Source organism: Arcicella sp. GW822-FHT02H01 (assembly GCF_058802005.1).
The window spans coordinates 1,923,352-1,936,349 of sequence record NZ_JBXANT010000001.1; the positions used below are offsets into that span (position 1 = coordinate 1,923,352).

At 36.8% G+C, this 12,998-nt stretch carries 9 protein-coding genes; 8 read left to right on the top strand and 1 reads right to left on the bottom strand.

Annotation, left to right across the window (positions count from 1 at the left end):
- Positions 1-668: 668 nt before the first annotated feature.
- The 8 genes from AC1RNE_RS08145 (at position 669) to AC1RNE_RS08180 (ending at position 11,317) form a co-directional block, all read left to right on the top strand.
- Positions 669-3,467, top strand: a complete 2,799-nt coding sequence (locus tag AC1RNE_RS08145) for a GAF domain-containing hybrid sensor histidine kinase/response regulator (protein ID WP_492800525.1) — start codon at positions 669-671, stop codon at positions 3,465-3,467.
- A 23-nt stretch (positions 3,468-3,490) separates the two neighbouring features.
- Positions 3,491-4,312 (top strand): CheR family methyltransferase, encoded by an 822-nt coding sequence (locus tag AC1RNE_RS08150; RefSeq protein WP_492800526.1) that lies wholly within the window; start codon positions 3,491-3,493, stop codon positions 4,310-4,312.
- Positions 4,313-4,326: 14 nt separating this feature from the next.
- The gene (locus AC1RNE_RS08155) at positions 4,327-5,439 is read left to right on the top strand and encodes a sensor histidine kinase (RefSeq protein WP_492803615.1); all 1,113 of its coding nucleotides are present in this window, start codon (positions 4,327-4,329) and stop codon (positions 5,437-5,439) included.
- A gap of 419 nt (positions 5,440-5,858) precedes the next feature.
- Entirely contained in the window at positions 5,859-6,284 is a 426-nt protein-coding gene (locus AC1RNE_RS08160) for a FixH family protein (RefSeq protein WP_492800527.1), read from the top strand.
- Positions 6,285-6,357: 73 nt separating this feature from the next.
- Entirely contained in the window at positions 6,358-7,071 is a 714-nt protein-coding gene (locus tag AC1RNE_RS08165; RefSeq protein WP_492800528.1) for a sulfite exporter TauE/SafE family protein, read from the top strand.
- Between the two features lie 88 nt (positions 7,072-7,159).
- Positions 7,160-7,984 (top strand): universal stress protein, encoded by an 825-nt coding sequence (locus AC1RNE_RS08170; RefSeq protein ID WP_492800529.1) that lies wholly within the window; start codon positions 7,160-7,162, stop codon positions 7,982-7,984.
- Positions 7,985-8,217: 233 nt separating this feature from the next.
- Entirely contained in the window at positions 8,218-10,119 is a 1,902-nt protein-coding gene (locus tag AC1RNE_RS08175; RefSeq protein WP_492803617.1) for an AAA domain-containing protein, read from the top strand.
- 172 nt (positions 10,120-10,291) lie between these two features.
- Positions 10,292-11,317: a 2-hydroxyacid dehydrogenase gene (locus tag AC1RNE_RS08180; RefSeq protein ID WP_492800530.1), complete on the top strand. Its 1,026-nt coding sequence runs from the start codon at positions 10,292-10,294 to the stop codon at positions 11,315-11,317.
- A 68-nt stretch (positions 11,318-11,385) separates the two neighbouring features.
- Here AC1RNE_RS08180 and AC1RNE_RS08185 read toward each other — a convergent pair whose 3' ends face one another.
- Entirely contained in the window at positions 11,386-12,981 is a 1,596-nt protein-coding gene (locus AC1RNE_RS08185; RefSeq protein WP_492800531.1) for a hypothetical protein, read from the bottom strand.
- Between the last annotated feature and the right edge of the window lie 17 nt (positions 12,982-12,998).

Below are 12,998 nucleotides of genomic sequence, written 5' to 3' on the forward strand. Positions count from 1 at the left end.
GGAGGACTTGAATATGATAGATTTTAAGATTATGGACTTTAGAACTGGAAGATATTAGACGCTAGACTTTGAACCTTAGACTTTAAGCTTTTTTTTCACTTTAACATTGATATTTTCATATACTTTTAATAAAATCTATTAATTATAATAATAGCATTCTCATTAACACTACAAATTACCATATGGTAAAAAATATTAATATTTATTTAATAAATATAACTTTTATAAAAAAATAATATTTAAGCCCTTTATACATATCTATTCAATTGAAAATTCCTACTTTCATAGTGTAAATTAGTGCATCCTTGCCTAATTTTAATCAACTTTTTTTCCTTATTTTAAAACCGACAGCGGCTCCATTTCGTATGTATAGTATGATATGCAATTTAAGATATGCCTTGTCTGAGTTCAAGCTGGCTATCTCAATATGACATATTGTGACTGTTTCGAATAGCTTACAGCCTTCGAATTCCTTATTAACAATTTATCGTTTTTGAAATAGTCGCTTTATGATGAACAGACGCTTTCTCCTATGGTTTAGCCTAGCTATTCTACTGGTAATTGTCGCCGGTGCTACCGCTTACATTTTACTAAAAAACAAAAGTGCTGCCGCCTCGGCCAATGGTGCGCTTGTCGTGGGTATCGAAACTATCCTTGTTTTAATTGCAATGGTAGGGCTCATTCGCTTGGTCATCATCGAACATAAAAGTCGCATTAAAGCAGAGTTGATGCTCAACGAGAAATACGATGAGCTAAACCATATTAACAAAGTTACCAACACAGCTAATTTGTTGCTTAATGGGCTTCGTGAGGTAAATAATAGTTTAATGGGCAATGACAACGTGAGCGAACTGGTAAATAATTGTCTGGAAACCATTACTAATTACCTGAAAGCGCCTTGTGCAGTATGTTATTTATTTGAAAGCGACCAACATCTGTTGGTACGGGCTGGCTCTATAGCCCTTGCAACAGGAATGAACGAGCGTATCAAGCTTGGTGAAGGAATAACTGGTGCTGCAGCAAACAGAAAAACAGTCACGGTAATTCATGATATTCCAACTGATTATTGGCGGATTAATTCGGGTAGTGGTACAGCCCGACCAGATACTCTGATTATACTCCCTCTTTGGAAAGGAAGCGAGCTAATCGGCGTCATCGAATTAGGATGTTTTGGCAAAGATGCGTCTGGTGCAGAAGAATTACTTAGAGAAATGTCTGCAAATATAGCCCTTGGTCTTTCCGCTGCAAGATTGCTAAGTTTGACGCAAGAACAGCGTGATGTGCTTGAAGTACAACAGGAAGAATTGCGACAAACCAACAATGAACTGTCTATGCAAGCCGAAGAGCTTCGGGCTTCGGAAGAGGATTTGAAAGTTCAGGAAGAGGAACTCATCAAAATGAACTTAGAGCTGGAAGAAAAAACAGAATCACTGGAAATAGCTCGTTCGGAAATGCAACAAAAAGCTGAAGCTCTTGAACAAGCTGGTAAATATAAGTCAGAGTTTCTGGCAAATATGTCGCATGAATTACGCACCCCTTTAAACAGTATTCTGATTCTTACTTCTCTTATGAAGGAAGATAAGCAAAAAAACTTATCGCCTAAGCAATTGGAAAACCTAGGGATTGTATATAATTCAGGTACTGATTTGCTGAACCTAATTAACGATATTCTTGACCTTTCTAAAATTGAGGCTGGCAAAGCCGATTTCCATTTTGAACAAGTGCCTATACGTCATTTGGCGGATGATATGCAGAATATGTTTAAAGCAGTGGCAACGAATAAACACATCGTGTTTAATGTCACCTTTGATAGATTGATGCATGATAATATTGTTACTGACCGACAGCGGTTAGGGCAAGTATTAAAGAACCTGTTATCGAATGCATTCAAATTTACACCCAACAAGGGCAGCGTTATGCTTGATTTTGCTACCACAGATGGAGGAGGCATAGCCATTAGTGTAAGCGATACGGGCGTCGGTATACCACAGGATAAGCAGGAACTTATTTTTAACGCTTTTCAGCAAGCTGACGGTGCAACTACTCGGCGATATGGCGGTACGGGCTTGGGGCTGTCTATCAGCAAAGAGTTGGTAAGCAGACTAGGTGGAAACATTAGGTTGCAAAGTACTGAGGGCAAAGGTAGTATATTTACAGTCTCCCTGCCATTACAACACAGCGCAATACAGTATGCCACTAAGACAAACATTTTAGAAGATAGTATAGCGGTACCAAAAGACATCCAAGTACAAACACAAGTAAAAGACGACCGACAAGGGCTTATCCCTCAGGAGCGTGCAGTACTGATTATTGAAGATGATGTAAACTTTGCCCGCACAGTTAACGATTTTGCTACTCAAAAGGGATTTAAAACCATTATCGCCCTGAGCGGAGACGAAGGGCTACAATATGCACGCCAATATCGTCCGTCAGCGATTATACTCGACTTGGCTTTGCCAGTATTTAGTGGACAGCATATACTAAAAATTATCAAATCAGACCACAATCTTCGTCATATTCCCGTGCATGTTATCTCTGCTTACGATGGTTCAGATATCGTCGCAAGAGATGTGGCCAGTTATGTGCAAAAGCCCATTAATCAACTTGACCTTGAACATACTTTTGAAAGTATTGAAACCTATATTAGTCAGCATTATCGTAAGGCACTCGTTTTGTGCAATCCGCAATCACCTTTAAAAGAATTGTTTGCAACGGCAGCCACAAAAGTGCTGACAGGCTTGGTATATGAACTTACCGAAAACCGAGAACATGCACTGGAATTGGTAAAAGCGGGTAAGGCCGACTGCTTGATTGCCGATTGTAGTGGACAAGCAGCGGAGGAGGCTGTTGTGTTAAAAGAAATTCGTGATACGGCTCCTGATGGTTTATATGTGATTACTTATGTCAATCGGTCGCTTTCAGAAGAGGAAATCAAACAATTTAGTAGTTTCTCAGATACCGTAATTGGAGCATCGACTCAAGCAAACAAGCGTCTTTTGGACGAAATCGAACTGTTTCTAAAAAAAGTTAGTGAAAATCCATCATTGACATCCTATAATCAGACAGATACTGCATTTGGAAATATCTTAAAAGACAAAACTATATTAATTGCAGACGATGATATGCGTAACATTTTTGCACTATCGGCCTTACTGGAAGCACACGAAATGAAAGTGTTGACAGCCGAGCATGGCAGAGAGGCGATAGAAATGCTCCAGCAACATCCAGAGATAGACTTGGTTTTGATGGACATTATGATGCCCGAAATGAGTGGCTACGAGGCTATGAGCCTCATTCGTAAGAATAATAAATATGCACGATTACCGCTAATCGCCCTAACGGCAAAGGCCATGCTGGGTGATCGTGAAAAATGCCTAGCGGCGGGTGCATCAGATTATATTACCAAACCTGTAGATAATAATAAATTGCTGTCCTTACTGAAGGTATGGCTTGCTTATAACGTGTGAATAATCAGCTGACATCAACGGAAATGCAAGAGTTAATTGCACTGGTCCGTTTTAAATATGGCTACGACCTGAGTGGATATGCCGAAGCATCACTTCAGAGAAGGTTTGAACGTTTTATGCAATTAACCACACTTTCCTTTTTTGATTTGAAATATCAGGTGACCAACAGTGCTGCATTTTTTAATGACTTGTTGGAATCCTTAACGGTTAACGTCACAGAGATGTTCCGTGACCCTGATTTTTATAAAAATATTGCGGAAATAGTAATACCCGAATTGGCTAAACTTCCAGTAATACGGATATGGCATGCGGGCTGTGCTACTGGTGAGGAGGCATTTTCAATGGCCATTCTATTGCACGAAGCAGGTATTCTTTCACGGGCGAAAATATATGCCACTGACGTGAACAGAGCCAACTTAGAAAAGGCCAGCACAGGCGTTATCCCGCTTAAAAATATGCAGAAATATACCACCAACTACCTGCTTGCTGGCGGAAAGTGTGATTTTTCAAGTTATTACACAGCTGGATATGGTGGTGCTATCATTGACCGCGAATTACGTAAGCAAATTTATTTCACACAGCATAATCTCGCCACTGACGAAGTTTTTAATGAATTTCAATTAATCTGCTGTCGAAATGTGTTGATTTATTTTAAAAGTTCACTCCAAAATAGGGTCATCGGCCTGTTTGATAGAAGCCTTACAGAAAATGGCTTCCTAACGCTTGGTAATAGAGAGTCGTTGACGGCTTCTGGTTTTCAAAAGAAATTTGAAGCAGTAAGCCCACAGCAAAAAATTTTCCGTCGTAAAACACCCATTTTACTATCTAACACTTTACAACAATGATTGACCATACAATAATGCTTGATCACGAAAAGCAACCTTTTAAAATTTTACTAGTAGATGATCGCGAAGAGAATCTGATTTCATTACAAGAGATATTGGAAGCGCCAGGCCGACACTTTCTGAAAGCTCGTTCAGGTAATGAGGCTTTAAAGATTGCTCTTAAAACCGAAGATATCGGCTTAATCATGCTGGATGTACAAATGCCAGATATAGACGGGTTTGAAGTAGCTACTATCTTAAAATCAAACCCACGTACACGTGACATATCGATTATTTTTGTTACCGCCATCAGCACCGAGCTACAGCATGTACTTAAAGGTTATGCCCAAGGTGCAGTCGATTATTTGCAAAAACCGCTGAATATTGCAGTGACACAATCAAAGGTTAAAGTATTTCAAGACCTGTATTATTATCAGCGTGAGTTAAAAGACACCATAGAACTGAAGGATAAGATTAATAAGCAGTTAGAGCGTTTTATGTTTGTAGTAGCACATGACCTTAAATCTCCACTTGCAGGGGTTGTAGGCTTGCTGGAACTGATGAAAGATGACGAACGGATTACTTCGTCTGAAGAGTTGTTTGATTACATGAAGTTGATGTTGGAAGCCTCTAACCACCTCATAAAAATGATTGGTTCTATATTAGATTATAGTCGCCAGAATAACAATGACCAAAGTATTGAACAATTTGATGTACATGAACTGGTAGAAGAAATGTCAAAACTGCTTTTCCCACCAAATCATATCAGTATTGATTTTGACAATCGTCTACCGATTATCCAGACTAAAAAACTAAAGCTTCAGCAGGTGTTTCAAAATTTGTTGACCAACTCAATTAAATATATTGATAAACCTGTTGGAAAGATTGCTGTAGGACACATAGACGACGGAGACTTTTATAATTTTTATGTGAAGGATAATGGCGCGGGTATTCCTAAATCAGACCGAGAAAAGATATTTAATTTATTTGCAACGGGCAATCAAATTTCATCACGCGACTCTAGTACGGGTGTTGGTCTAAACATTATGAAAATGCACGTAGAAGAGCAAGGTGGTAAGATAACTGTTGACTCTATTCCTGGCGAAGGAAGTACGTTTTATTTTCAGTGGTTAAAGAAAATGATTTAATACTTAAAGATTATCTGTTTAAGACAGCCATAATAGCTGGTTGGAGACGATTTTCCTTGCTTGTTAAAGATGAACTAAAAAGCATCTGTCAGTTATTATTTATTATTAAAGTTTGTTTTAAAAATTCATCAAGCACTTGCGCTATACCTCAAGTACTTGATGAATTACACAGTTTATGAGATAACATTCTTAAAATGCTCAATGCTAAAAAAGACACAAAGTCTTATAATCCCAAGTCTAGCATCTAATATCTTCAAGTTCTAAAATCCATAGTCTAAAATCTAGCATCTTGTGTCATAAAGTCTTCCATCCCAAAGTCTCAAAATCCCAAAAAATAACTCTTTTCATACAAAAGACTAACAAAACTCATATTTTTTTATTGTTTAATCCCATAGCTTTGAATCATAATAATAACAAATATGAACTGGGGTAAATCAATCATTTTATGTTTTATACTTTTTGCCAGCTTTATTGGTACAATGGCTTATAAAATGGCTACTGCCAAGGTAGATTTAGTAAATAAAGATTACTACAAAAACGAAATAAATTATCAAGATCAAATTAATAAAAGAAAGAATTCATCCAATTTCAATGCTGGCAATATCATGACTTATTCATCCGATAATCAAACGTTAAGAATTGGCTTTCCAACAAAGGTAAATAATGGCGTTATTACTTTCTTCAGACCTTCTGACAAACGTTTAGACTTTACTGTACCTGTTAAAAAAGAACCCGTTTTCAATTATTCAACCGAAAAATTAGAAAAAGGTAAATGGAAAGTACAGGCTACATGGACAGATGGAATCAGAGAATATTATCTGGAAGATGAATTTGTTGTTCGTTGAGTACAAATAAAGATTATGCTTTAACCATTTTATAGATACGGCTTTACAATCCGTCCAAGTTTGAATTGATAAAATGAATGTTCTTTTTTCCATAGCTTTTATGACGGGTCTGGCTGGCAGTTTTCATTGTGTTGGTATGTGCGGTCCTATTGCCCTAGCCTTACCCGTCGGAAAGCTTTCTTACATTCAAGCTACCCTTTCACGCATATTCTACAACCTCGGGAGAACGCTTACTTATGGGCTACTAGGCTATATTTTTGGATACTTCGGAGGACAAATTTTTGTAGCAGGTTTTCAGCAACAGTTATCAATTTCAATTGGTTTGTTGATGCTCATTTTTATGATTCCCAACAAATTAATTTCGTTCTATCCTTTTCAAAAGTTACCTTCTTTGATAAAAAGAAGTTTCGGTTCGTTAATAAATACCCATTCACTAATTAATTTCGCATTGCTAGGAATGCTAAATGGACTTTTGCCGTGTGGTACTGTATACCTAGCATTGGCTGGCGCTACAGTTACCACATCGCCCATTGAAGGAGCTATGTTTATGACATTTTTTGGTTTGGGAACTTCTCCATTAATGTTTTCTGTTAGTATTTTACCTAAGTTTTTAAGTTTAACTACCCGACAAAAAATCAATAAGTATTTACCCGTATATTCTTTTGTATTAGCGTCTTTTTTTATAGTTCGAGGATTGAATCTAGGAATCCCTTATATTAGCCCAAAATTTGAAAAAGTACCCCTTAGCCAAAAAATTTCAGATTGTCACGGAAAAATAAATAATTAACAAAAAATATTCATACTTATCTGCTTTCGTGCTCGTTAATATTATGTACGGCTTCGCTAAATCAAGCCTGATTTAAACAAATACAGTCATGAAAAAAATACTTGTTCCAACCGACTTTTCAAACCTTTCTTTACTTGCATTAGATGCAGCGGTTGAGATTGCACAACAATCAAAAGCGGAAATTTTACTTTTCCATGTTCAGCCTTTACATTATATGGTAAGTGCTGATCCATTTCCAGTAACAATGATGCCAAATTTAGATTTGGATTTATATAAATATGAGGTAGAAGATGCAACTAAGAAATTACACGAAATTGCAGACGCACCTATTTACGATGGTGTAACCATTACTCCTATTTTAGCAGATAGTTACTTACCCATTGAAGATGCCATTACTCAACAATCGGATGTAGATTTAATTGTGATGGGTTCTACTGGCGCTGATGGCTGGAAAGATTTATTAAGTCATTCAAATGCTGAATCAGTTATCAGAAACTCACATTGCCCAGTATTAATTGTAAAACAAACTGAGAAAAAATTCAAGATGAAACGCATTATGGTTGCGGTAGATTTTGACACTAAAATTACAGCCAGTTTTATTCATAAACTACAAGCTACCAAAGCTAAATTGACCTTTGTATTCATTAACACACCAGATGGTTTTGAAGATAGTCATACTACTACCCAAAAGATGTTTAAACTTGGTGAAGAGTTAGGTATTAAAGAAATCGATTTCTTGATTTACAACTATTATAATATTGCCAAAGGAATTGTAGCTTGTGCTAAAGATATGAAAACTGACATGGTTGTATTAACAACTAATGGCAGAAAAGGCTTGAGCTTGTTATTTGCTGGTAGTATCACTGAAGATGTTGTTAATCATTCAGATATTCCTGTATTAGCACTGGTTTAAAATAAAATCTTATTGACTATCAAAGCGACTTTTTCAGGTGAAAGAGTCGCTATTTGTTTTTAAATATCGTTATAGCTACCTGTCAACACCGCCATGATGAGAGCAAGTCATCATTTTCTTTCTTTATTGACTCTCCCATATTTTTATACCCGAAAGCTTTATCAAGAAAAGCTTGCATAGCCTTCATTTAAACAGATTTCTTCATGAAAGTCAATAATCCATTACCTTTGTATATGGATTATTTTAAAAAACTACTCAACTTACTAAAAACTGAGCGCGACGAAAGCCTAAATCAGTATATCCAACTTACTGAAAAATCATCCGTGAGCGAACGTAGAGCAAACGGACTTACATGGTATCCGATTGCCATAAGAGGTTCTGAAATTGGTCGTGGAGATTATTTAACGGTTGAAATTGAACGTACTACCCATCATGACCTTTCCCATCAATTCAGATTTGGTATGCCTGCGGTGCTTTTTAGTAACCACGACCCTCAAACTGATAGAATAGAAGGTACAATTACCCATCAAAATGGCAATCGTTTAAAAATTACCCTCAAAACAGACGAATTACCCGACTGGAGCCGAGATGGTAAGCTGGGCATTGATGTCTTGTTTGATGACAATAGTTTCGATGAAATGCAGGCTGCTCTTAAACAAGCCTCTGCCCTTAGCGAACAAGCTAATACCAATTTGGTAAAAGTACTTATTGGCGAAAAAACGCCTACTTTTCAAACAGACATTAAAGCGGTTACTATTCCAAGTTTAAATACTTGGCAAAATGAGGCTGTCAATAAAATACTAGCTGCCAACGAACTAGCCGTTATCCATGGCCCTCCGGGTACGGGTAAAACCACTACGCTGATTCAAGCGATTAAAGCCCTTATCCAACGAGATAATCAAAAAATTCTGGTAGTGGCACCAAGCAATACCGCTGTAGATTTACTCAGCGAAAAATTGCATGAAGAAGGACTAAATGTATTGCGTGTTGGTAATCCAGCCAAAGTAAATGAAAAGCAATTGGCGCTTACCCTTGATAGTAAAATGGCTGACCATACGATGCTCCGTGATGCTAAAAAACTTAAAAAACAGGCTCAGGAATACAAAAATATGGCACATAAGTATAAGCGTAGTTTCGGCAAATCTGAACGAGACCAACGCAAACTACTTTTTGATGAAGCCCATAAAATCATGAAGGAAGTCGGTAATACCGAACAGTACATCATTGATGACATTGTAGGCAAAGCACAAATTATTACGGCTACTTTGGTGGGGGCTACTCACTACACAGTTAGAAATCTAACATTCGATACTGTAATTATTGACGAAGCTGGACAGGCCCTTGAACCTGCTTGTTGGATTCCGATTCTAAAAGCACAGAAAGTAGTATTAGCGGGTGACCACTGTCAGTTACCACCTACTATCAAATCAAGTGAGGCGGCAAAAGATGGGCTGAACAATACCCTATTAGAAAAATGTATTGCTCTACATTCCGAAGCAGTTACTTTATTGGCCGAACAATATCGTATGAATGAGCAGATTATGGGCTATTCTTCTAAAGTGTTTTATCATGACAAACTAAGGGCTCATGCGTCGGTCGCTAAACGTACCCTTAAAAGTGATAATACACCATTACTATTCATTGATACTGCTGGCTGTGGCTTTGAAGAAAAAATAGAAGGCACTAGTTCTACTAATCCAGAAGAAGCAATGTTGTTGATGAAACACCTCAGCCTTTTTAGTGATGAATTGGCACTGGAATATAAACCCGAAGATTTCCCGACTGTTGCAGTTATTTCGCCCTATAAACAGCAAATCAAGTTATTAAATGAACAATTACTCCATACGCCTGCTTTGCAAATATTTACGGATAAAATATCTGTAAACACGATTGATAGTTTCCAAGGGCAGGAACGTGACATTGTCTATATCAGCATGACAAGGAGTAACACAGAAGGAGCTATTGGCTTTTTATCAGACATTCGTAGGATGAACGTAGCAATGACTCGTGCTAGGAAAAAACTAGTAATTATTGGCGATAGTGCTACGTTGGCTCAGTTTCCTTTCTATGCAGATTTTATAGAATATACCGAAAGCCTAAATGCCTACCAAAGTGCATGGGAGTTCATTAATTAAGTTTACTGTCTTCAATCAATAATTCAACTAACAAATATCATAGTTTAGGGATAAACAAGGGGGTAATTTTGATGCAAGAAAAACAGAGAATCAGTAATTATTTATCTGTTTTATGAGACGTTAAATGAAGCGATAGTAAAGTCAAAATTATCACTCAATTAAACCTAAATCCATGAAGACTTTTTTTTATAGTGTCAAAGAATTTGAGAAACAATACCTTATTAATGCCAATCAGGACAAACACGAAATTAGTTTGAGTACCCAGAGTTTAGCAGCTGAAACCGCCATTTTATCTGCTGGCTATGAGGCCATTTCAGTGTTCACTAACGATGATGCCTCGGCAGAAGTCTTAGAGCTTCTTCGAGAAGGTGGGGTTAAATATATTGCTACACGGTCAGTGGGAACAGACCATATCGACCTTGTAACAGCGAAACAGATGGATATTAAAGTAGGTAATGTTCCAGCCTATTCGCCTTATTCAATAGCAGAACATAGTATCGGTATGATGCTGGCATTGAATAGAAAATTGATTTTAGCCAATGCCAATGCCCATCAGTATCAATTTGATTTAGCTCCGTTAATTGGTTTCGATATGCACGGAAAAACTGTAGGCATTATTGGTTTAGGTGAAATAGGTTCGATTATCGCCAAGATTCTACATGGCTTTGGTTGCAAAGTATTGGTTTATGATGTTGTTGAAAAACCTGAAAAGTCTTCCGAATTTAATTTTACGTATGTTTCGTTAGACAGACTCTATGCTGAGTCTGACATCATTACTTTACACGTACCTTTTACGCCAGCTACAAAATACTTGATTAACCAAGAGAGTATTGCCAAAATGAAAGATGGAGTGATGTTGATTAATACTAGCAGAGGAGGAATTGTTAATACTAAAGCTGTTTTTGAAGCCTTACAGTCAGGAAAGATTGGGTATTTAGGACTGGATGTTTACGAAAGTGAACGAGGCATCTTTTTCAAAAATCACGAACCTACCGAGAAAAAGGACGAGCTTTTGTTAGCACTCATGCAATTAGAAAATGTGTTAGTTACAGGTCATCAGGCATTTTTAACGAATGAGGCTTTGACGAATATTGGAGACAAAACCATCGAAAATTTAAGCGACTGGGAAAATGAATATTATAAAGAGTGTAATTCAAAAATAGGTAAGGTTGCACATTTAGAAGAATTATTACATTAGTTTTAGGGTGGATATATGAAAAAGGCTTCCGAATTCGGAAGCCTTTTTGTTAATAGCTTACTTTTTATTTACTTACATAAAAACGATGGTAAGCTAAAAGTAGAATTCAACTCCGCAGAATTATCAATCCACAAATCGTTCTGATAGTACCAGATACCACCAAGGTTAAACATAAAGTTATACTTTTCTCCTCTGACTAATAAAGTTGATTGAGCTACCAATTTATTATCAGCCGTCGCCTTTAATGTTCCTATACTCGTATAGCCTTTTCCATCTTTTAAGTCTGCCGCTGCTTGAACATCCCCTATTTTGAATGGATAACCATTATCACATTTAGGAGTAATCGTTATTTTAACATAGTTGATAGGACTTATCAAAGTAACATCAACATTTGTCACAGCATTTACATTAGTACAACTTACATTCAAAGATTTAGTAAACAATACTTTGCCTGTAATACTTGTAGTAGTAATGGTTAAGTTAGACGACGTTGGGGTATTACCACCTATCTGACCTTGTACAAAAAGTTTGCAATTCAAAGTTACTCCTAAGCCATGCGATTCGTTAAATAAAATTCTTCCGCTATTATCTACCACAGTCGTTTTAACGGTCTCTCCTGTATACAAAGGATCACTTAATACATTCAATTTCAGGGTTGAACATTCTGATAATAAGTCACCACAATAAAATTCAGTTAAATGATTTACCGAAGCCACAAATTCCAAAACACTTCCATTTTTCTTCACAATGGCTGTTCCTTCATATTTAAGTGTTTTAGCATCTGCATCATAACTTGCAAAGTTTAAAGCATCTCCCTCTTTAATATCTTGTCCAGCTGAGTTTTTAGTACCTACACCAAACTGAAACTTGATTTCAATTGGTGATGAAAAAGTTTTCACCTTCTGACTATTTTCATTAGAAATCACAGCACTTACTGCCGAAATTGGATTAATGCTAAAGTTTGGAATTACATTATCATTTTTATCTACTACTTTCATCCCAGTTTGTTGCTTGTTAACAATTACACTAGCCTTTTGTGGGTCTATCTGTATAAGTACAACATTCAACTTACCTGCTACTGGAACACCGGCACCATCTTTCAATGTTATTCCAGCTCCGATACTCAAGGTAGCAGAATGACTACTCCCTGCTAATGCTGGGGTACTTATCTGAATGGCTTTCGTAGTTTTTCCTGTATTATCAGCATCCTCTTCTTTTTGGATTACCGTTGTTCCTGTTGGTGGCGTAGCAATTTTTGTAAGCTTAACAATTACTTTTTGATCAGTAGTGCTTGTAATTTCTACAGGTGTTATCTCTTTTAAATAACCATCTACTGCCGTTACTATCGTAAATTTAACTGGTGCTGTTGTACTAGCTGTAGTACCAGGTTTTAATGCCAAAATCATGATACCATTTTTAGGTTTATAAACCTTTTTATTAAAGCTATCTACAATTTTTGCTGAATCACTCCCTGCAATATGCACATCTATGGTGCTTGGTAATTCTCCTAAATTATCATTCGCTTGTGAATATTGAACGATAATATTGGTGCTTACTACAGCGTCAGGAAATTTGAATTTTACACCTTCTAAAGGTGGAGTACAGGAATAGCTTATTGTGATACAAGCTAAAAGTAATATTGCGTAAGTAATATATTTTTTCATTGTGTGATGTCGTTTTA